General features: G+C 51.8%; 20 protein-coding genes and 2 riboswitches. Of the genes, 19 read left to right on the top strand and 1 reads right to left on the bottom strand.

Annotation, left to right across the window (positions count from 1 at the left end; translation table 11 throughout):
* The first annotated feature begins 77 nt into the window (after positions 1 to 77).
* From HC248_RS12955 to HC248_RS12920, 8 genes are all read left to right on the top strand, one after another.
* Positions 78 to 803 carry a DUF1028 domain-containing protein gene (locus tag HC248_RS12955; RefSeq protein ID WP_168922839.1) on the top strand — a complete coding sequence of 242 codons (726 nt, stop codon included), beginning with the start codon at positions 78 to 80 and terminating at the stop codon, positions 801 to 803.
* Positions 800 to 1,792, top strand: a complete 993-nt coding sequence (locus tag HC248_RS12950; RefSeq protein ID WP_168922838.1) for an ABC transporter ATP-binding protein — start codon at positions 800 to 802, stop codon at positions 1,790 to 1,792. Before HC248_RS12955 ends, HC248_RS12950 begins: the two co-directional genes overlap by 4 nt.
* Entirely contained in the window at positions 1,789 to 2,892 is a 1,104-nt protein-coding gene (locus HC248_RS12945; protein WP_168922837.1) for an ABC transporter ATP-binding protein, read from the top strand. The genes HC248_RS12950 and HC248_RS12945 overlap by 4 nt, the downstream gene beginning before the upstream one ends.
* 75 nt (positions 2,893 to 2,967) lie before the next feature.
* Positions 2,968 to 4,512: an ABC transporter substrate-binding protein gene (locus HC248_RS12940; RefSeq protein WP_168922836.1), complete on the top strand. Its 1,545-nt coding sequence runs from the start codon at positions 2,968 to 2,970 to the stop codon at positions 4,510 to 4,512.
* A gap of 23 nt (positions 4,513 to 4,535) precedes the next feature.
* The gene (locus tag HC248_RS12935; RefSeq protein WP_168922835.1) at positions 4,536 to 5,477 is read left to right on the top strand and encodes an ABC transporter permease; all 942 of its coding nucleotides are present in this window, start codon (positions 4,536 to 4,538) and stop codon (positions 5,475 to 5,477) included.
* 3 nt (positions 5,478 to 5,480) lie between these two features.
* Positions 5,481 to 6,368: an ABC transporter permease gene (locus tag HC248_RS12930; protein ID WP_168922834.1), complete on the top strand. Its 888-nt coding sequence runs from the start codon at positions 5,481 to 5,483 to the stop codon at positions 6,366 to 6,368.
* Positions 6,369 to 6,393: 25 nt separating this feature from the next.
* The gene (locus HC248_RS12925; RefSeq protein ID WP_168922833.1) at positions 6,394 to 8,001 is read left to right on the top strand and encodes a gamma-glutamyltransferase family protein; all 1,608 of its coding nucleotides are present in this window, start codon (positions 6,394 to 6,396) and stop codon (positions 7,999 to 8,001) included.
* Between the two features lie 312 nt (positions 8,002 to 8,313).
* Positions 8,314 to 9,471, top strand: a complete 1,158-nt coding sequence (locus tag HC248_RS12920) for a Fic family protein (RefSeq protein WP_168922832.1) — start codon at positions 8,314 to 8,316, stop codon at positions 9,469 to 9,471.
* Between the two features lie 169 nt (positions 9,472 to 9,640).
* Here the strand turns inward: HC248_RS12920 and HC248_RS12915 are convergent, their stop codons facing one another.
* The gene (locus HC248_RS12915; protein ID WP_168922831.1) at positions 9,641 to 10,441 is read right to left on the bottom strand and encodes a TorF family putative porin; all 801 of its coding nucleotides are present in this window, start codon (positions 10,439 to 10,441) and stop codon (positions 9,641 to 9,643) included.
* A gap of 319 nt (positions 10,442 to 10,760) precedes the next feature.
* Positions 10,761 to 10,872, top strand: a riboswitch (guanidine-I (ykkC/yxkD leader).
* 54 nt (positions 10,873 to 10,926) lie between these two features.
* Between HC248_RS12915 and HC248_RS12910 the strand changes: the two genes are divergently transcribed.
* The 11 genes from HC248_RS12910 (at position 10,927) to HC248_RS12860 (ending at position 20,713) form a co-directional block, all read left to right on the top strand.
* Positions 10,927 to 11,961, top strand: a complete 1,035-nt coding sequence (locus HC248_RS12910; protein WP_202882385.1) for an ABC transporter substrate-binding protein — start codon at positions 10,927 to 10,929, stop codon at positions 11,959 to 11,961.
* Positions 11,962 to 12,046: 85 nt separating this feature from the next.
* Positions 12,047 to 13,060 carry a fatty acid desaturase family protein gene (locus HC248_RS12905; protein WP_168922830.1) on the top strand — a complete coding sequence of 338 codons (1,014 nt, stop codon included), beginning with the start codon at positions 12,047 to 12,049 and terminating at the stop codon, positions 13,058 to 13,060.
* Complete coding sequence (locus HC248_RS12900; protein ID WP_168922829.1) at positions 13,060 to 13,824, top strand: SDR family NAD(P)-dependent oxidoreductase; 765 nt, start codon at positions 13,060 to 13,062, stop codon at positions 13,822 to 13,824. The genes HC248_RS12905 and HC248_RS12900 overlap by 1 nt, the downstream gene beginning before the upstream one ends.
* A 23-nt stretch (positions 13,825 to 13,847) precedes the next feature.
* Positions 13,848 to 14,747 carry a DMT family transporter gene (locus HC248_RS12895; protein ID WP_168922828.1) on the top strand — a complete coding sequence of 300 codons (900 nt, stop codon included), beginning with the start codon at positions 13,848 to 13,850 and terminating at the stop codon, positions 14,745 to 14,747.
* A gap of 45 nt (positions 14,748 to 14,792) precedes the next feature.
* Positions 14,793 to 15,584 (top strand): creatininase, encoded by a 792-nt coding sequence (locus HC248_RS12890; protein WP_168922827.1) that lies wholly within the window; start codon positions 14,793 to 14,795, stop codon positions 15,582 to 15,584.
* Positions 15,581 to 16,387, top strand: coding sequence for an N-acyl homoserine lactonase family protein (locus HC248_RS12885; protein ID WP_168922826.1), 807 nt, complete (start codon positions 15,581 to 15,583; stop codon positions 16,385 to 16,387). The genes HC248_RS12890 and HC248_RS12885 overlap by 4 nt, the downstream gene beginning before the upstream one ends.
* Entirely contained in the window at positions 16,384 to 17,127 is a 744-nt protein-coding gene (locus HC248_RS12880; protein WP_168922825.1) for a hypothetical protein, read from the top strand. Before HC248_RS12885 ends, HC248_RS12880 begins: the two co-directional genes overlap by 4 nt.
* 190 nt (positions 17,128 to 17,317) lie before the next feature.
* Positions 17,318 to 17,425, top strand: a riboswitch (guanidine-I (ykkC/yxkD leader).
* Between the two features lie 56 nt (positions 17,426 to 17,481).
* Complete coding sequence (locus tag HC248_RS12875; protein ID WP_168922824.1) at positions 17,482 to 18,300, top strand: ABC transporter permease; 819 nt, start codon at positions 17,482 to 17,484, stop codon at positions 18,298 to 18,300.
* A gap of 4 nt (positions 18,301 to 18,304) precedes the next feature.
* Positions 18,305 to 19,141, top strand: coding sequence for an ABC transporter ATP-binding protein (locus HC248_RS12870; protein ID WP_168922823.1), 837 nt, complete (start codon positions 18,305 to 18,307; stop codon positions 19,139 to 19,141).
* Between the two features lie 87 nt (positions 19,142 to 19,228).
* On the top strand, positions 19,229 to 19,966 hold the full coding sequence (locus tag HC248_RS12865) for an urea amidolyase associated protein UAAP1 (RefSeq protein WP_168923834.1): 738 nt from the start codon (positions 19,229 to 19,231) through the stop codon (positions 19,964 to 19,966).
* 84 nt (positions 19,967 to 20,050) lie between these two features.
* Positions 20,051 to 20,713, top strand: coding sequence for an urea amidolyase associated protein UAAP2 (locus HC248_RS12860; RefSeq protein WP_168922822.1), 663 nt, complete (start codon positions 20,051 to 20,053; stop codon positions 20,711 to 20,713).
* Positions 20,714 to 20,752: the final 39 nt, after the last annotated feature.

The following is a 20,752-nucleotide window of genomic DNA, read 5'->3' as shown; positions in this document are numbered from 1 at the left end:
ACGCAGCCTTTTTCTATCAGGGTTTAGCCTAGCATGAGTGCTGGATTTACCACTCTCATAGCGCATGAGAGGATGGCATGACCTGGTCCATAGTTGCACGCGACACCAACGGAGATTTGGGTGTTGCCGTTGCCAGTCGCTTTTTTGCAGTCGGTGCACTTTGCCCATTTGGCCAAAGCCATGTGGGCGCGTTGGCCACCCAAGCACTGGTCAATCCCTTGCTCGCCGCGCCTTCACTTTCCGCTATGGCTGATGGACGCGATCCGGCTGAAATTTTGCGCACATTGTTAGCGCTGGACGCGGGCATTGCGCAGCGCCAAATTCACCTTGTCGATGCGCTAGGCCGAGGCGCTGCCCACACCGGTGCAGAGTGCGTGGACTGGTGCGGTCACAGTTTGCATAACGGTTTTTCAGTCGCTGGCAATATGCTCGCCGGGCCTGAAGTGATTGCCGCGACTGCCCAAAGTTATAAACACAATAATGCGCTGCCATTTGCCTTGCGTTTGATTCTGGCTATGCAAGCCGGTCAAACCGCTGGCGGCGATAAGCGCGGCAAGCAAGCTGCGGCCTTACTGATTTACTCGGGTCAAGACTATCCCGCGCTAGACATTCGTATTGACGACCATACAGAACCACTGGATGAATTGCTCCGCCTTTACCGCGTGAGTTTGGAGCGTTACTTGCCTTTTTCACAATGTCTCGCGACGCGCGAAAACCCCAGCGGCATCATCGATCGTACAGAAATTGATGCCCACATAGCGCGCTTTCACGCCGCCCAAAAATCCCCGGAGCCACAAGCATGAGCGCATTGTTAGAAGTAAAAAACCTAAGCACGTGTTTCAAAGTTGAAGGCGGTGAATTCACCGCTGTTGATCGCGTTAGTTTTTCCGTTCAAGCCGGCCGCACACTGGGCATTGTGGGTGAGTCCGGTTGCGGTAAAAGCGTCACCTCGCTGTCCATCATGGGCTTGCTGCCCAAAGGCCAAGGCCGTATTGCCAGCGGCAGTATTGTTTTTGATGGCGCTGATCTGACGCAGTTGTCTGCGCCTGAGATGCGGGCTTTGCGCGGCAACCGTATTGCAATGATTTTTCAAGAGCCCATGACCTCATTGAATCCGGCCTTCACGATTGGCGATCAATTGACAGAGGCGATTCGTTGCCACCGCGATTTAAATCCAGCCCAAGCCAGAGACCACGCGATAGAAATGCTGCGCCGTGTGCGTATACCCGCACCAGAGCGGCGCATAGACGAGTATCCGCACAAACTCTCAGGCGGCATGCGCCAGCGCGTCATGATTGCCATGGCTTTGTGCTGCGAGCCAGCCCTGTTGATTGCCGACGAGCCGACCACCGCATTGGATGTGACTATCCAAGCCCAAGTGCTGGAATTAATGCGCAGCCTGCGTGAAGAAACCGGCACCGCCATCATGCTGATCACGCACGACTTAGGCGTGATCGCTGAGCTGGCTGACGATGTGCTGGTGATGTATAGCGGCCGGATTGTCGAGCGCGCCAGTGTTAAAGATTTGTTTGAAAATCCCCAGCACCCCTACACCATTGGCTTGCTGGGATCGATTCCTAAACTGCATTTAGAACAAGACCGGCTTGCGGCCATCGAAGGCCAAGTACCCACGCCCATGAGTGGTTTACAAGGCTGCCGGTTTGCGCCGCGCTGCCCGTTCGCACAAGATAAATGCCATGCCGAGCCACCCCCGCTAACCGACTTGGGCGATGGTCACCAAGCGGCTTGCTGGATGGCGCCTCTTGATTTTTCTAGCGAGACAGTTGCATGAACGACGCGAAGAAAAATAGCAGCACGCCTTTGCTGCGAGTGGAAAAATTAGTCAAACATTTCCCGGTTCAAAAAAGCCTTTTTAGCCGTGATAAAGCCGTGGTGCATGCGGTCGATGGTTTGAGTTTTGAGTTGCGTGCTGGCCAGACTATGGCCTTGGTCGGCGAATCGGGTTGCGGAAAATCGACCGCTGGCCGTTTGGTGCTGCGCTTGCTAGAGCCTACTTCCGGCAAAGTTTGGTTTGAGGGCCAAGACTTGATGACGTTAAAACCCGCGGCCATGCGTGAGCGCCGGCGTGAGTTGCAGATGATTTTTCAAGACCCTTATTCGTCACTCAATCCGCGCATGACGGTAGAGCAAACGCTGATCGAGCCTTTGCAATTACACGGCTTAGCGCGTGGTCGGCAAAAAGCGCGGGCGATTGAATTACTCGATTTGGTCGGCCTGCCCGCGCAGTATTTGCAGCGCTATCCGCATGAGTTTTCGGGCGGTCAGCGTCAGCGTATAGGGATTGCCAGAGCGCTAGCGGTTGAGCCGCGTTTGATTGTGTGTGATGAGCCAGTGTCGGCACTCGACGTGTCGATACAAGCTCAGGTCGTGAACCTGATGCAAGACCTGCAAAAACAACTCGGGCTGGCCTATGTGTTTATCGCCCACGACTTGGCGGTGGTCAAACACATTGCTTCGCATGTGGCGGTGATGTATCTCGGCCAGATGGTGGAATACGCGGATAAGAAAAGTTTGTTTGATCAGCCGCGTCACCCCTACACCCAAGCCTTGCTCAGTGCGATACCGCTGCCAGAGCCCGGCTTGGTGCGCCAGCGTGTGCTACTGCAGGGCGATGTGCCGAATCCGGTTTCGCCGCCTAGCGGCTGCCGCTTTCACACGCGTTGCCCGCACGCCAAAGCGCGCTGTGCCGAAGAAGTGCCAGAGCTTTTATCTGACGGCGGTCACAGCGTCGCGTGCCATTTTTGGCGCGAGATTGCAGCCAGTGCACCGCCTGCTGAAATGCATATTCCCACCCCGAATCGGCGTTTGCAAATTTTGCAAGCGGCTTTTTCTAACAGCGCTGCCAAACAAGTATTGCCCGCAGCGATTTGATTTTCATCTTTTTTCAAACGCCAATTCTTCTTCATTTTTTTGTTTAATTCTTCTGTAACCTAACTTTGAGACAGCATGAAAAATACCAAACTGCCATCCGCCAAATCCGCTTTTAAACGTCACCTACCCGCCGCTCTTGCGATTGCTCTGAGCACGCTGGCTTTTGGTGTTCAATCACAGACTTTACGCATCGGTTTGGCGGAAGATCCGGATGTGCTTGACCCCAGCATGGCGCGTACTTTTGTTGGCCGTATTGTGTTTGCTTCGCTGTGCGACAAGCTGGTTGATATTGATGAAAAACTCGGCATAGTGCCGCAGTTAGCGCTGTCTTGGGTTTGGTCGCCAGACAACAAAATCCTGATCATGAAACTACGCCCCGGCGTGACTTTTCATGACGGTGAAAAATTCGATGCAGCAGCGGTGAAGTTCAATATCGAACGGCATAAAACCCTGCCCGGCTCCAACCGCCGCGGCGAGTTGCTGCCGGTTAGCAGCGTCGATGTGCTCGATGATTTAACCGTGCGTTTGAATATGTCGCAGCCGTTCGCACCACTGCTGTCCGTGTTGGCCGACAGGGCTGGCATGATGGTGTCGCCCAAAGCCGCCAAAGAAAACCCTGGCAGCTTTGGCACCAAGCCGGTTTGCTCTGGCCCGTTTAAATTTAATGAGCGTGTAGCGCAAGACAAGATTGTGCTGGACCGCTTTCCTAATTACTGGAATAAAAGTGCGATTCACTTTGACAAAATAATTTTTCAACCCGTGGTTGACTCCACTGTGCGTTTGGCGAATTTACGCGCTGGCCAGTTAGATTTGATCGAACGCGTCGCGCCGTCAGACATTCCACAAATCAAAAACGACAAACGCCTGTCCGTCGCCCGCATCACTGAACTAGGCTACCAAGGGTTGACGATTAACACTGGCAAAAGCGAAGAAGCCAAGAAGAACGCCATGGGCCGCGACCCGCGCGTGCGCGAAGCTTTTGAGCTCTCGCTGGATCGGGCCGGCATCACCCAAGTGGCGATGGACGGCGAAGCCTCACCCGGCAACCAGTGGCTGGCACCCAACAATAGTTTTTATGCCAAGAGCGTACCAATTCCAAAACGCAATATCGCCCGCGCCAAGGCTTTGCTCAAGGAAGCCGGTGTGGTTAATCCGGTGGTGAATCTGATGACGCCGACTACTTCTGACGGCCAGCGTGTTGCCCAAGTGGTGCAGGCCATGGCCAAGGAAGCCGGCTTTGATGTGAAGATTCAATCGACAGAATTTGCCACCTCGCTTAACTTGGCTGACAAGGGCCAGTTCGATGTTTACATGCTCGCTTGGAGCGGCCGGGTTGATCCGGACGGCAACTTGTTTAGTTTTTACGGCTGCAACCAGCCGCTTAATTATTCGGGTTATTGCAAACCAGAAATTGATGCGTTGCTAAGCCAATCGCGCTCTGTGCGGGAGCCGGCTGAGCGCGCCAAGCTGTTCGAGAAAATAGCCATTCAAACCAACAAAGACCGGCCAGTGATTTATCTTTATCACCGCAATTGGCTTTGGGCTTACAACAATAAGTTGACCGGTGTGCGTGCTATTCCTGACGGCCTGATGCGCGTGCAGGGACTGGCTTTTAAATAAACTCAATTTTCTAGGCCTACGCCATGCTCAGTTATTTTCTAAGGCGCTTATCAGCGCTGATACCGACGGTGTTTTTGGTCACCATCATCATTTTTGGCTTGCAGCAATTGCTGCCGGGCAACCCAGCCATCATGCTGGCCGGTGAAGACCAGGACCCAACGGTGATTGCCTATTTGCAGAAAAAAATGCACTTGGATGAACCTTTGCCGGTGCGTTATGCCTATTGGATTGGCGGCGTATTCAAGGGCGATTTGGGTGAGTCGCTGCGGATACAAAAACCGGTGCTGGATTTAATCAAGGAGAAGCTTCCCGTCACCTTGCAACTCGCTGCGCTGTCTATGTTGATTGCGGTGTTAATTGGTATTCCAGCCGGCATTGTCTCGGCTGTGGCGAAAGATTCTGCTTGGGATTATTTGGCCAATGCGCTGGCGCTGTGGGGGCTTTCAACGCCCAACTTTTGGCTCGGTATTTTGATGATTTTGCTGTTCTCTGTCTCGCTCGGGTGGTTGCCTGCGTCGGGTTACGTCAGCCCGTTTGAAGACCTCAAAGCCAACCTAGCGGCCATGATCATGCCGGCCTTTGTGCTCGGCAATGCGATTGCCGCCGTGCTGATGCGCCATACCCGTAGCGCCATGTTGCAAGTGTTGAGCGCCGACTACGTTAGAACCGCGCGCGCCAAAGGTTTGAGTGAGGGCCGAGTGGTGGTGAAACACGCACTGCGCAATGCGCTCACACCCATCATCACGCTGGGTGCACTGGAGTTTGGCACGCTGCTGTCTGGCGCCGTGTTGACTGAACAGGTATTTTCTATTCCGGGTTTTGGCAAGCTGATTGTGGATGCGGTTTTTAATCGCGATTACGCAGTGGTGCAGGGCGTGGTGCTATTTACTTCTAGCGTTTACATACTGCTGAACTTGCTCGCCGACTTAGCTTATTTTTATGTCAATCCACGTCTTCGGGGTTAAGCCATGAGTGCCGTTAATTTATCCGTGGCCAAGCCTGCGTTCACACCGCGAGAGCTGTCGCCCGCTAAGCGTGCTTTGCTGCGCTTACTGCGCCGTCGTGGTGCCATACTGGGTTTAATCATTGTGTTGATGTTTGTTTTGCTGGCCTTGTTCGCGCCTTGGATAGCGCCGCAAGATCCCTTGCAAACCAGTTGGAGCGCGGTGCGTAAAGCGCCTAGCGCGGCATATCTGTTTGGCACTGACGAGATCGGCCGCGATGTGTTCTCGCGTGTGATTTGGGGCGCGCGTGCTTCGCTTTTAGCCGGCCTAGTATCAGTCAGCATCGCCATGTGCTTGGGTGTGCCGATTGGTCTTTTGGCGGGTTATCTAGGCGGCTGGGTTGATGGCGTGATCTCGCGCTTTACTGATGCCATGCTGGCTGTGCCGTTTTTAATTTTGGCCATCGCATTAGCTGCTTTTCTTGGCCCCAGTTTGACCAACGCCATGATTGCTATCGGAGTGTCTGCTACGCCGGTTTTTATTCGCTTAACCCGGGGTCAAGTGTTGTCGGTCAAGGTTGAAGATTTTGTCGAAGCTGCACGCGCCATTGGTAACCCGCATTGGCGTATTGCGATTCGCCACATACTGCCGAATATCTTGCCGCCACTGATTGTGCAAGCCACGTTGGCGATTGCCGCGGCGGTGATTGCCGAGGCCAGCTTGTCTTTTCTCGGTCTGGGTCAGCAACCGCCTGCGCCTAGCTGGGGCAGTATGCTCAACACGGCTAAAAACTATGTTGACAACGCGCCGTGGATGGCGCTATGGCCGGGACTGTCCATCTTTTTGTTGGTGCTGTCCTTTAACCTTTTAGGCGATGGACTGCGCGATGCGCTCGATCCGCGCCACAAATAATTTCAATTAAAAGAAAGAGACAAGAATGCTTGAGTTTGATCCCCAACACTTTCCTTATGCATCGCGCCGCAACGTGGTCTACGCCAGCCGCGGCATGGTCGCTACCTCGCAGCCGCTAGCGGCGCAGGCCGGCATACAAGTGCTGCAAGCAGGGGGTAATGCGATTGATGCGGCGATTGCAACTGCTGCTGCCTTGACGGTACTTGAGCCGTCTGCTAACGGCATTGGCGGTGATGCTTTTGCGCTGGTCTGGCACGGCGGAAAACTGCATGGACTTAACGCCAGCGGCCCGGCTGCACAGGCCAGTAGTTTGCAAAGCATGGCGGCCTTAGGTCACAAGGAAATGCCTAAATACGGCCCACTGTCGGTCACAGTTCCGGGCACGCCGGCAGCTTGGGCGGCGTTGGCCAAGCGCTTTGGTAATTTGCCGCTGACCGCTTCCATGAGTGCGGCGATTAACTATGCGGCGAACGGTTTTCCGGTCTCGCCATCGGTCGCTTATGCATGGCAGCAAGCGACAAAAGTGTTTAGAAAAAATTTAACCGAGCCGCACTTTAAAGCTTGGTTTGACACTTTCGCCGCACAGCGCGCACCGAACGCTGGCGAGATGATTCGCCTGCCCGGTCATGCCGACACTTTGACCTCTATTGCCGAAAGCCATGCCGAGAGTTTTTACCGTGGCCCGCTGGCCGAGAAAATTGCCGCCTGCGTGCAAGGCGCTGGTGGTCACCTCAGTGCCCAAGATTTAGCCGACTATGCGGTCGAGTGGGTAGACCCGATTAGCGTGAATTACCGTGGCTACGACGTCTGGGAAATCCCGCCCAGCGGCCACGGTTTGGTCGCCTTAATTGGTCTGAACATACTCAAGGGTTTTGACTTTTCTGAGCGCGACTCCGTGCTGACCTATCACCGCCAGATTGAAGCCATCAAGCTAGCTTTTGCCGATGGTCTCAAACACATTGCTGACCCGCGTCATATGCGCGTGAAAGTCGAGGACTTGCTGTCGGAAGGCTATGCCCACGAACGGCGTCAAATGATTGGCCAAAACGCCAGCCAACCCTTGCCCGGCACACCACCTCAAGGTGGTACGGTGTTTTTAACCACTGCCGATGATGAAGGCAATATGGTCTCCATGATCCAAAGCAATTACATGGGTTTTGGCAGCGGCATGGTGGTGCCCGGCACTGGCATAGCGCTGCATAACCGGGGTCACAATTTCACGCTTGACCCAGACCACGCCAACAGCTTAGCGCCGGGTAAAAAACCTTATCACACGATTATTCCGGGCTTTCTGACCAAGAACGGCATGCCAGTTGGACCGTTCGGCGTGATGGGCGGCTTTATGCAACCGCAAGGCCATCTGCAAATGATTATGAACACGGTGGACTTTCACCTGAACCCACAAGCTGCGCTAGATGCGCCGCGTTGGGAATGGGAAAAAGGTCTGCAAGTGCAGATTGAAAGCACCACACCAGAGCATATTTTCAGAGGTCTGGCGGCGCGCGGCCATGCGGTGAATTGGCAATCGAATCGGATGTCTTTTGGGCGCGGCCAAATCATTTGGCGCGATGCCTCCGGCGTGCTGTGCGGCGGCACTGAGCCGCGTACTGATGGGGCGGTTGTGGGGATTTAATCGTCAAGCTAAAAGCTTTTGTTAAAGCTTTCGTACTTGGCCGCTCAGCCGCACTGATGCAGTGACTCACTGCGTTGGTGCGGCTTTTTGCGTTGTTCTACTTGGTTGGCTCCGAGGTTTAGCGATAAGAACCGTAATTACCTTATTGGCCATAGCATTTCAGCGTTGTACAGTGCCAAGATATTGAGATAGTATTCTTCAGAAATTACAGATAATCTTCTGGCAAAAAGTAAATAAATTGTTGTTTTTAAATGGTTTTTTTTTATAAAATTACAGAAAGCTACTACCCTAGATTAAAGATAAAGGAGCATCATGCCGGAATTTTTTCACATCCATCTAGCGCTGATAAACCCGAGTTTTGACTCCCCTTTAGTTGACGTGCTGACCGAGCTAGAGCACTTACGCCGCCTGCAACTGGCGGGCACCACACCTGCGCCGGTGTTTTTTCAGCTCAAGCGCGTCTTTCATATATTGGAGAGTTTGGGTTCTGCTCGCATTGAAGGTAACCACACCACATTGGCAGACTATGTTGAAAGCGCACTAGACGGTAGCGCCAGCGCGGATGACCAATTGCGTGAAATTGACAACATCGAGCAAGCCATGGTTTTCATTGAGACTGCAATCGATCCGGGGTCGGTGATCTCCGAGCATTTCATCCGTGAGCTACACACTTTGGCGGTGCAGGGTCTGGTGCGCGAAGGCGACGCCACGCCCGGCGCTTACCGCCGCAAAGCCGTTCGGATTGCCCAGTCAAGCCATCTGCCGCCAGAAGCTGTGCAGGTACCGGGCTATATAGAAGAACTGGTGGCGTTTATCAACCGCGCTGATGCACCCAAGTACGACTTGATCAAGGTGGCCTTGGCCCACCATCGCTTTGGCTGGATTCACCCCTTTGGCAACGGCAATGGCCGTGTGGTGAGGCTGCTGACTTATGCCTTGATGATTAAGTACGGTTTTAACGTCAAGGCAGGCGGTCGGGTGTTAAACCCAACAGCTGTTTTTTGCAGCGACCGAGACCAGTATTACGCCATGCTTTCCAGCGCAGACAGCGGCACTTCAGTCGACCTAGAGCAGTGGTGCACCTATGTCTTGCAAGGGTTTTTGACCGAGCTGAAAAAGGTCGACCAACTCACTCGCTACGACTATTTAAGCAAACAAATTTTGCTACCCGCACTGACTTACGCACGCAGCCGAGGCTTGATCTCAGCACAAGAAGAAAACGTTTTGTTAGCGACGGTGAAGCTGGGCGTAGCTAAAGCGGCCGACTTGAGCAAAGTTATGCCAAGCATGAACGCAGCGCAGACTACTTACCAAATCAAAAAGTTGGTGGAGAGAAAAATGCTCCAACCGATTTCGCCAAACGCACGCCAATACAGCCTAGGGTTTGATAACAGCCGACTCATGCGAGGCGTGATTCATGCCTTGTCACAGGAAAATTTTATTTCGGCGCCGCTCAGAGGCGAGGGCTAGTTCTCAAGGTCTGTAGATAAAAAATCAGACCCCTAGCTTGATCATGCTGGGCTTGAACATAAAACGCTTAAAGCCAACACACCAATCAAACACCTAGCGCTAGGTTTCTTCAGCTCATCAGCATTGGTATTGGTGCGTTAGCGAATCGCATGGTTTTGCGTGTTTTTAATTAAAACGAATATTTCACACCAACCAACAAACCGCTTTTACCCAGAAACCGGCCATTGGTATCGCTGTAGAAAGTCCGGTTCGCGTTCGTCGTAACACCGGCAATGCTGGCCACAAGGCCTGAGCCAAAGTCTTTGCTAAAGCTCAGTGATGCGTCCGAGTAGTTGCCCAAACTGTTTTGATTTGGTATTAACTGACGGCCGATATGCGGAGTAATCGTCATGCCGTCGCCAAGATCAAATGCGGCGCTTAAGTCAAAGTACTGGCTGCCCGAGCTTTTTAAGTTGCCCAGAAAGTCACCGGTGCTGCGGCTGTATTTAAACGTGAACATGGTGTATGTCAAAGCGCCGTAAATTTCTGTGGTGTCGGCTTTAGAGTAAGCGCCGGCTGCCACATTGCGCGCCGGATTGGCGACGCCTGAGTCATTGCCCGGATAGCGGTAAGTGATAAGGCCGATGTCATAAGAGAAATCTTTATTGATCGCGCCTTTGTAGCCGCCATACAAATCGACCTCGTAACTACCTTTGGTAGCGCCATTGAATTCTTTGACCCAACTTACATTTGATGCGGCCAAGCCCAAGTAAATACCATTTTTGTTGGCGTAATCAACACCGCCTTGCACAGCCGTTTTGAAAGCTGTTTGCGACATGCCGCGAACCCGGTAATCGCTGGTCAGACCCAAGTTGTAGCCCAGCGTAAATTCTGGTTCTGCAGCAGCAGTAGGGGCGGCGGTTTGAGCCATTGCGGCGCCTGACACAAGCAATGAAGCCAACACTAAACCAGAAGATAAGAAAATTTTCATAAAGAGTCCGTGTGTAGAAGAACTAAAAAAACCAAGGTGAAAAATGCACGAATTTGTATCTGCAGGTTTCGTGCCAGTGTTACCAGTTGTTTTATGCGCCATAAGCGCAGATTTTTAAGCTAGTCGTGTCAGTAAATCGAAAGCTTTTGCGCCTGCCGTTTTAAAACAGTGCATTGCGCCGTGTGGTGCGCTTTTGCAGTGCGTATAAGTGCGCCTGCGCTGCGTTTTAGTGTTTTTAGCGCTGTGCACGTTGGCATGGCTATTGCGTACAGCACCATTGCATGAAAAGCGATTTGTACAAAACTGTGCAAATGCTAGAACGTAGGCGTACTAGGGTTCCGGTCCAAGGTTGTTTTCAATCACAGGATGTCTGGTCCGAGAGTGTGCCGGTCTCGCAAGAGATTACACGGAGGGATAAAAGCCCGGGAGACAGATGTACAAGTCGTACTTTTCTGCGCCCCATTTTTTACTCCAGGAGTTTTTCCATGCGTTCTTCTAGCCTCTCACTTTCAAGCCAAGAATCCCGCTCGTTGCTGTCTCGCCTGAGCAAACCGATTCTGGGTTTTGCACTCACCATGGTCGCAGCCGCCAGTTTTGCCGCCCCCGCATCGATGAAAATTGGCACGATTGTCTGGATTGGCTACGGCCCTTTTTATGTTGCTGAAGCACTAGACTTTTATAAAAAATACAACCTCAAAGTTTCTCTTCAGGTTTTCACCGACCCAGCATTAATTCCGCCAGCAATTGCCTCTGGCGCTATCGACGGTGGTCACCTCACGTATGACCAAGTGATTGGCCAAGTCGCTAATGGTCAGAGGCAAAAAGTGGTCATGCCGATTGATTACTCGAACGGTGGCGACGCGATTGTGGTCGACAGCAGCATTAAAACCGTGGCTGATTTAAAGGGTAAAAAAGTTGGTTTTAATCCGCTCTCACCATCGGATTTTTTGATTTCCTACGCGCTTAAAACCAAGGGTATGACTGACAAAGACATCACCCCGGTGAGCATGACGCCAGAAGCCGTACCGGCTGCTATGGCCTCTGGCCAAATGCCAAGTGGTGTGACTTATGAGCCAAGCTTGTCGCAGATTTTGAGCCAAGGTGGTGGTCAAAAATTCAAGGTGATTTTTTCTTCAAAAAATGCACCTGGTTTGATTGCCGACGTGATGGTGTTTGACGAAAAAGTCATCAAAGCCAAGCCAACAGAAATCGCTGGCGTCATCAAAGCTTATATCGACGGCATGGCTTACATGAAAGCCAAGCCAGAAGAGTCGGCAAAAATCATTGGCAAATTCATGGGTATTTCGCCCAAAGAAGTCAAAGAGCAGTTAGCTGGCGTCTACAACATTCCCGTCGCTGAAATGCCCAAAGCGTTTACCTTGTCTAAAGACACAACCTCTTATTACGCCAGTGGCGAAATTATTGGTCAGATTCTCAAAGACAAAGGCCAGATCAAAGCCTTGCCGGCAGCTGCCTTGACTTTTGATGCCCAGTTCGTTAACGCCTTGCTTAAAAAATAATTTTTAAGACCGGCTTTTTTCTTCAGCAAGCGAATTAGTTTTCTTGCTGAAGGTTTTTATTTTTTTGCGTTAAGGGCTTTTCATCATGACTTCTGTTTTTCGCTATGCCGATGGTGTTTGGCCCAACGTACTGGCAATGGCTTGGACAATTCTGGCGTATATCGCTGGGGTGGGACTACTCGGTTCGGCTAATTGGATGCTCAATGTTTTGGGCTTTTTATTGGTCGCCCAAACTTTGATTTGGTCGGCTTACTTTATTCACGAATTTGCGCACTACGCGATTTTTAAAACCCCCGCCGCGAATGAGCGTTGGGGCAGTGTCATGAGTATCATTAACGGCAGCTGCTTTGCCAATTTTTCTGACATGCGCAAAAAACATATGCGCCACCATGTCGAGCGCGCCGATGTGATTACCTTTGATGTGCGCGGTTTTTTAAACCGCTCGCCGGCATGGTTTCGCAACAGCGTCTTAGCCTTGGAATGGGCTTACTTTCCAGCGGTTGAATTTTTAATGCGCGGCTTTGTCATGCTTGTGCCGTTTACTGATGAACGCAAACGCGCTGGCCGTCGCCGTGTGCTGGTTGTGGGCGCGCTGCGTTTATCTGCGTGGATTGCTTTGGGCTTGTGGTCACTCAAAGCCTTGGTGCTTTATTTCGCCGCCTATTTGGTGTTTGTCACAGCCTTGCGTTTTGCCGATTGCTTTCAGCACACCTATGAGTCTTACCCAGTTCTCGACGACAAACCCTTGCCGGCTGATAAGCTGCGCGACCGCGAGTACGAGCAAGCCAATACCTATAGCGACATCGTCGGTTTGAAGTCTGGTTTTTTAAATTTAATTTGGCTGAATTTTGGTTTTCATAATGCGCACCACGAGCGACCTACCGCGCCTTGGCATCGCCTGCCTGAGTTTCATAAAGAGCTGTATCCGGTGCAGTATGCGCAGTTAATCACGGTCGGCGAATTGCTGCGCAGCTTTCACATCAATCGGGTTAAACGCGTGTTGGCGGTCGACTACGGTCAAGTGCAAGACTTAGGCGTTAAGGGCAGAGCCGATGGTTTTCTAGGCGCCGTGGGTGTTTCTTTTTTGACGGCAGTTTGATGACGTCTGTTTTGAGTTTGTCTTTAGCCGGCCGCACAGCGTTGATAACCGGTGCGGCCACCGGCATAGGCCGCGCGACTGCCTTGGCTTTTGCGGCGGCTGGTGCGTCGGTGGTGGTGAATCATTTGGCAAGCACTTCAGAGGCTCAAGCCTTGGTGCAAGAGATTCAAACCATGGGCGTGAAGGCTTGGGCTTTTGAGGCGGATGTGAGTTTGGCGCTAGACGTTGAGCGAATGACCGCTTGGGTTGAAAGCGCTATTGGGCCGATAGATATTTTGGTAAATAACGCCGGCATCATCGCCGAGATTCCATTTTTGGAAACCACAGAAGCCGATTGGGACCGGATGTTGGCGTGTGATTTGAAATCCGTGTTTTTAATGTCACGCGCATTTCTGCCGTCTATGCTGAATCTTCGCCGCGGCGTCATCATCAATATCGCGTCGGATTTAGCCTTGATAGGCCGCGCGCAATTTGCGCCTTACTGCGCGGCCAAGGCTGGCGTTATTGGTTTGACAAAATCTTTGGCGCTTGAGTTTGCGCCGGATATTCGCATCAATGCGATTGCGCCCGGCCCGGTTAATACCGTCATGGTTTCAATCGACAGCATGAGTGCCGAATGCATGGCGAAAGAAAAAGACATACCCCAGCAGCGCATTGCCGAGCCGGAAGAAATTGCCGCCACGGCCTTATTTTTAGCCTCTGATTTATCACGCTTTTATTGCGGTCAAGTACTCGGGCCGAACGGCGGATCGGTCATGCCTTGATGGATAAAAAAAGTCAAACAACTATGAAACTAGCAAGCGCTTCAACGGGCGCAGCATTACCGATTTTGGTGCTGTTGTTTTCTTCCTCGCTATTTGGCTTAACTTGGTGGCCGCTAAAACAGTTTGTGGATATTGGTTTGTCTGGCCCCACGCTGTCCTTACTAGCCTACGGCCCGGTCGGACTTGTGCTGGGTATTTGGCTTTGGCGCGAGCGCGCTATGTGGCGCCAGCAAACGGCTATTTTGCTGGCTCTTGCGCTGGTTGGTGGCTGGGCCAATACATCGTTTGTCAATGCCTTGATGCTGGGCGATGTGGTTAGGGTGATGTTTCTTTTTTATCTCGCGCCGGTATGGTCAGTGCTGGGTGGGTATTTGTTTTTGGGTGAGACGGTCAGCCGTCGGCGTAAGTTGGCCGTGGTTGTGGCGATTGCTGGTTTGTGGTTGGTGCTGGGCGGCAGTCAGGCTTTCACTACTGCTTTGAGTCTGGCGGATTATTTAGCCCTGTCCGCCGGTTTGGCGTTTGCGGGCAACAACGTGTTGGCGCGCGCTGGTCAACGCATTCCGATTCGCTCAAAAACCGCATCGGTTTTTATTGGCTGCGGCGTGCTGTCGGGGTTTTGGATGTTGGGGCAGGGCGCAAGTGTTCCGTCCTTGACAGCGGGCTCAGTACTGGCTGTGCTGGCTTACGGTTTTGGTTGGATGTTGCTAGCGACTGTGACTTGGCAGTTTGGTGTCACGCACATGGAAACCGGCCGCGCTGGCGTGGCGATGTTGTCTGAACTATTGGTCGCAGTACTCACCGCGACTTGGTTTGGTGGTGGAAATTTATCCGCGATTGAATGGCTAGGCGGGGCTTTGATTGGCTGCGCGGCGCTGATTGAGGCCACCGATACAAGCGCAGAAGCGCCAATCCTGCCGACTTGATTGACAGCAGTTTGATGATTTAAATCGACGTTTAAAGGATTGAGTATGAGCACTGTATGGATGAATCAGCTGTCTTGGATGGATTACCAAAGCCGAATTAAAAATACTGCGCCGCCTATATTTTTGCCCGTTGGCGCACTAGAGCAACACGGCCCGCATTTGCCGCTGGGCACTGATGGTTTGCTCTCGGCTTCAGTCGCTGCGGATGCCGCAGCATTGGTCGGCGGTCTGGTTGCGCCGACCTTGTCATATGGCTATAAATCACAACCCAAGTGCGGCGGTGGTCAACATTTTTGCGGCACCACCAGTGTCGATGCGGCAACTTTAATCGGCTCGGTGCGCGACGCCGTCAGAGAGTTCGCGCGCCATGGCGCAACCAAGTTAGTGGTTTTAAATGGTCACTATGAAAACCAGTGGTTTTTAATTGAAGGTATTGATTTGGGTCTGCGTGATGTTGGCGCTGGCTCGCAGCTAGAAGTCATGCGCCTAGAGTATTGGGACTTTATGACAGCAGAAACGCTGGCCCATGTTTTCCCGGACGGCTTTCCCGGTTTTGCGTTGGAACACGCAGCGGTGATGGAAACTTCCATGATGCTGCACTACCACCCTTCGCTAGTGCGCTTGGATTTAATCCCCAACGAAGGCCCGGCCGATTTCCCGCCCTACGATATTTATCCCAGCCGCACAGACTGGGTGCCGCCTTCTGGCGTCTTGTCATCCGCATTAGGGTCTGACGCGAACAAAGGCCGTTTGTTAGCCAACGAAGTGAGCCAGCGCATCGCCGAGGCAATTAGCAAAGGCTTTCGCACGCCCACATTGATTAAAAATTCCCAATGACCCAAGTTACCAAAATGTGGCCACTGCTGACCGGCAGTTATAGCTACGATAAATCTATCTCAACTTTTAATCTCGGCCGCGGCCAGCGAATTGATGCGCCCATACTGGCTTATTTAATCGAAACCCGAAACGGCAGAATTTTGTATGACGTTGGTTGTGACCACGGAAAAATCAGTGACCCAGTCGCCAGTGCGCACTTCTATAAGCCAGAAGTTTTTGAGTATGGCGCGCCTGTGATGGAGGAGTCGCAGCGCCTGCCCAAGCATTTGGCACGCCTTGGTTTAACACCCAAAGATGTAGATATTATTTTTCTTGGCCATTTGCATTTCGATCATGCGGGTGGACTGAAAGAGTTACGCCGCTGCGGCTGTGGGGCAGAAATTCATGTGCAGCAAGAAGAATTAGAAGTCGCGAAAAGCGGCGCGGATGGCGCGGTGTTTGCCGATGATTTACTCGATGATGCCGGCTCACCTTTGCAATTTAAATTACAAAAAGGTGAATACAGTTTGCTGCCAGGTGTGCATGCGATTGCAAGCCCAGGCCACACCGTGGCGCATATGTCTATGCTGATTGAATTGCCCAAGGGTCAGCCGGTTTTACTCGCCGGTGATGCGGCAGATTTACAAGAAAATCTAGACCACGAAATTGCACCCGGCACACTCTGGCAAGGCCGCGAGCAAGAAGCCATTAGCAGCATACGAAAACTAAAAACGCTGGCAAAAAAAACCGGTGCGCAAATCTGGCCCAATCACGATATGGCGTTTTACCGTTCACTGCCAGTTTTCCCAGAGGCTTATCAATGAAGCCAGTACCCAACAATTACCGAGGCGTGTGGCAGCGCGATCTTTTGCAAACCCCAACGATGCGCGACGACAGCAGCTTTGTGCGCTGGATGCAAACTAGTTATTGGCATGCCGACCTGCGCGTACCCGATTCTTTTATGCCGCTAAAAGTAGAAAATCAACAAGGATTTTGCGGCGTCACGCTGGTTGAAAAAGTAGCCGAAAGGCAAGTTTGCACTTGGCACAGACGAATGGACTTTCAGCCGCCACGTCTAGACATTGATGCTGGGGTGATGCTGTTCCCAACCCTCGACACGGTTGAAGAGACCGGCATTCATTCAATCTATTTTGAAGCCTGGAGCCGCCTGCCGGAGTCGACCGGTCGCTTTATTGTGCTGGCTGGCCTAAATGAGCAGGGCAAAGATAATCAAACCCGCTTGTTAATGGCTGGGCGATATCTTATGTATGTGCGGCCGCGCGCTGTGCCGTGGCCGCTGGCCTTGTCCATGGGGCAATCGCTGGCAGACCTTATTCTTAGCCAGCCAGTATTGAAAAATGAGTACTTGGATTTTGAAATTTCTTTTGGCACTTTGGACTCTGGTGTTTGGCGCATAGAGCAATCCACACTACGAAAGAAAAAATCCCAAAGCCTAGCGCTATCTATTCATAGCTCTAGCCCAAGCAGCGCTATTACACGCGGCAGTTTTGTCGGTGTGAACTGGCAAGTTTTAGAGTGGACTTGCACTGACTCTACTGTGTGATGGTCAAGCGTTAGCACGCATACGGTGCGTGCTCGTTTGAATTGCGAAGACGGCACGCTGGCAGCAGCAGTTAATGCACGAATCTGTGCGTCCATTTAAGAATGCGCATGATTAAGGGCTGAAAAGAGTTGGCATTGATATTGCAAGTACAGAGTTAAGAGAGGGCGCCGTGCACCGCACATCGCTTGATTTGCTAGAGAGCTAGGGTTCCGAGCACAAATGCATTTTTGTGTTGTCTGGTCCGAGAGCTGTCGGCCGCATTTATGCGGCTCCACGGAGGGACAAAAGCCCGGGAGGAGATGGTATTTATTGCTGTCCTCTCTTAGCCACGTCTCATCAACTTTTGGAGCTTGCATGTCAAAAAAATCCTCGCTACCTAGCCGACCCGGCATTTGGCGTATCGCAGGCCAGTTATCTCGCCGTCAGTACTGGATGTTCGCCGTACTCGGGCTATTCGTTCCCTTTGTGATGTGGTCGCTGTATGCCGCTTCAAGTTGGGTAGACCCAATTTTTCTGCCCGGCCCGCTCAAAGTTGTGACGCGTCTTTATACCTGGCTAGTCGATGACAATTTGTTAGGCGACGCCGCAATTAGTATTTACCGCGTCAGCGCTGGCTTTGGGCTGTCAGCATTGCTGGCCTTGCCGCTGGGTTTGCTAATCGGTGCTTTTCGCCCGGCCGAGGCTTTGCTAGAGCCGCTGATTGATTTCATCCGCTATATGCCAGCCGTCGCATTTATCCCGCTGGTCATGCTCTGGCTTGGGATTGGCGAGAGCGCCAAAATCTCGATTATTTTCATCGGTACGTTTTTTCAAATGGTGCTGATGATTGCTGAGAATGTTCGCCTTGTGCCACTGGCCCAGATTGAAGCGGCGCTCACCATGGGCGCTACGCGTTTTGAAATGGTGCGTTTGGTGCTGGCTCAGTCAGCACGGCCAGCCATGTTAGATACCTTGCGCATCACCATGGGCTGGGCTTGGACTTATTTGGTGGTGGCGGAATTAGTCGCTGCTAATTCGGGTTTGGGTTACGCGATTCTCAAAGCCCAACGCTATTTAAAAACCGACACTATTTTTGGCGGCATTATTTTGGTCGGTGTCATTGGTTTACTTTTAGACCAAGGCTTTCGTTATCTGCATAGGCGCTTGTATCCATGGGCACAGGCCAGGGTTTAATCACATGTCAAAACTCAATATACAAAACGTCGGCAAAATTTTTGAACGCGCAGCCAGTCCAACCGCTGCCTTAGAAAATGTCAGCTTAGAGATTCAAGAAAATGAATTTGTCACCATAGTGGGTGCATCCGGCTGCGGAAAATCAACCTTGCTGAGAATTTTGGCGGGTCTGGAATTTCGCACCAGCGGAGATGTTCTTTGCGACGGCGCAAGCATCAACAGCCCGGGCGCAGAAAGAGCCATGGTGTTTCAACACTACAGCTTGTTCCCGTGGCTGACTGTGATTGAAAACATAAAGTTCAGCCGGCGTTTGCAAATTAATCGCCAGCAAATTTCTTCCTCTGATGTTGAAGTTGCGTCTGGCCGTGCTGACGCTTTGCTCGGTCTAATTGGTTTGGATAAAGTGCGCAACGCTTACCCGAATCAACTCTCTGGCGGCATGCAGCAGCGCGTAGCGATTGCCCGCGCGCTGATGGGACGGCCATCGGTATTGCTAATGGACGAGCCGTTTGGCGCGCTTGACTCGCAAACCCGTGAAGTCATGCACGACTTGATTTTGCATATACATCGGGTCGAGAAAACCACCATTGTGTTCGTCACACACGATGTTGAAGAAGCGGTTTACTTGGGTCAGCGCGTCGTCTTGATGCAGCCTAGGCCGGGCCGTATTCATAGTATTTATCCAGTGCCACTTGCGGCGCAGCGCACGCAAGAGATGAAACACACGCCAGATTTCAGAGCCCTACGCGCCGAGATTTTGCAACGCATCCGCGAAAGCACCGGTGTCAGCACCGACCACGACATGTTAGATAAACTTAACCGCGCCCAAGTGTTGGGTTAAGGTTTTCTAAGTCGCCGATTGATTTAAATTTTTAAGTTGTTTATGCCAAAAAATAGTTCAGATTTAACCCCCTTCGCGATTGCCGCGATGCCGCAGTCATCTTCTAAATTTTCAGAAGATAAGTTGTTGTGGAATGAAGCCTTGCCCGGTGGTTGCCATTGGTCGGGTGTGCTGCGCCGGGGCAATACTTTGCGCCTTACCGATTTGCAAGGCCTTGCAAATGTGTCTGCGCTTTTCTTTAATCAAGAAGAAAAAACCGAACGCTACAACATGCCAGACACTTTAAAAGCCCAACACACGGCTTTTCTTACCGCTGGGCATGCGTGTTATTCAGACATGGGCCGCGTGCTGTGCTCCATCCCAGAAGACAGCTGCGGCTGGCATGACACTTTTTGCGGCGTGTTGGACAGCGCCAGCATGGAGAAAAAATACGGCTTACTGAATTACCAAACAGCCCGCAACAACATGCACAGAAGTGGTCAAGAAGGACTTTTGACCGAACTCACAAAGTGGGGCTTGAGCCGCCGCGATATGGGGCCGAGTGTGAATTTTTTCAGCAAAGTCACCAGCGACGTTGAAGGAAAAATTAACTTTGATACCAGCCACCGCGCCAGCGGCCAATATGTTGATGTGCGTTTTGAGATGAATGTGTTGGTGCTGCTCTCTGCTGCGCCGCACCCGCTAGATCCTAGGCCTGACTACGCGCCAGGTGCGGTGAGATTAAGTGCATGGCGCTCAGGCACGGCGGGCGCTGATGATGCTTGCCGTCTGTCTTGTGCTGAAAACGAAAGAGGCTTTATCAATTCTGAACGCTGGTTTTTATAAACGTAGTTTTATAAATGCGTTCTTATAAATACGTTTTTTAATCGCCTCAGTTTTGCATTGACCCATATCTATCAGGAATAAATCATGTCTTTAAATTTTAAGCCCCGCACACAAAGTAGCGACCTTGATCCGGCTTTGGCAAGCTTTGATGTTGTGGTTCCCGCTGGCTCGCCTTGGATTCATACCTTGCGCAAAGGCCAGACTTTTCGCATCACCGACTTAGAAGGCAACCAAGCGGTTGACACGCTTTTCTTTAACGCCGCCGACATCAAAGAGCACTACAGCTTGACCCACACCATCACGGCGCAAGGTGCGCTGTATTTGGGTCTGGACACAACGCTTCTGTCTAGCGAAGGCAAGGCCATGCTGCGCATAGTGGCCGATACCTGTGGTCGTCACGACACGCTGGGCGGTGCATGTTCTTGCGAAAGCAATACTGTGCGTTATGCGCTGGATAAACGCAGCATGCACAGCTGCCGTGACAGTTTTATGCAGGCTATTGGCAACAGTGATTACGGCCTGCATAAAAGAGATATCGCTTCAAACATCAATTTCTTTATGAACGTGCCGGTCACTCCAGACGGTGGTTTGACGTTTGAAGACGGTATTTCTGCACCCGGTAAATATGTGGAAATGCAGGCTGAAATGGATGTCATTGTTTTGATCTCCAACTGCCCGCAATTAAACAACCCTTGCAATGGCTACAACCCAACACCGGTGCGCTGCACGGTCTGGGACGCGGCTTAAAAACAGTTTTTGATCAGCAGACGACTGTTGATTTATTTT

Source organism: Polaromonas vacuolata (assembly GCF_012584515.1).
GTDB classification, from domain to species: domain Bacteria; phylum Pseudomonadota; class Gammaproteobacteria; order Burkholderiales; family Burkholderiaceae_C; genus Polaromonas; species Polaromonas vacuolata.
Note: the sequence above shows the minus strand (reverse complement) of the source record. Positions and strands in the feature narration are given on the sequence as shown.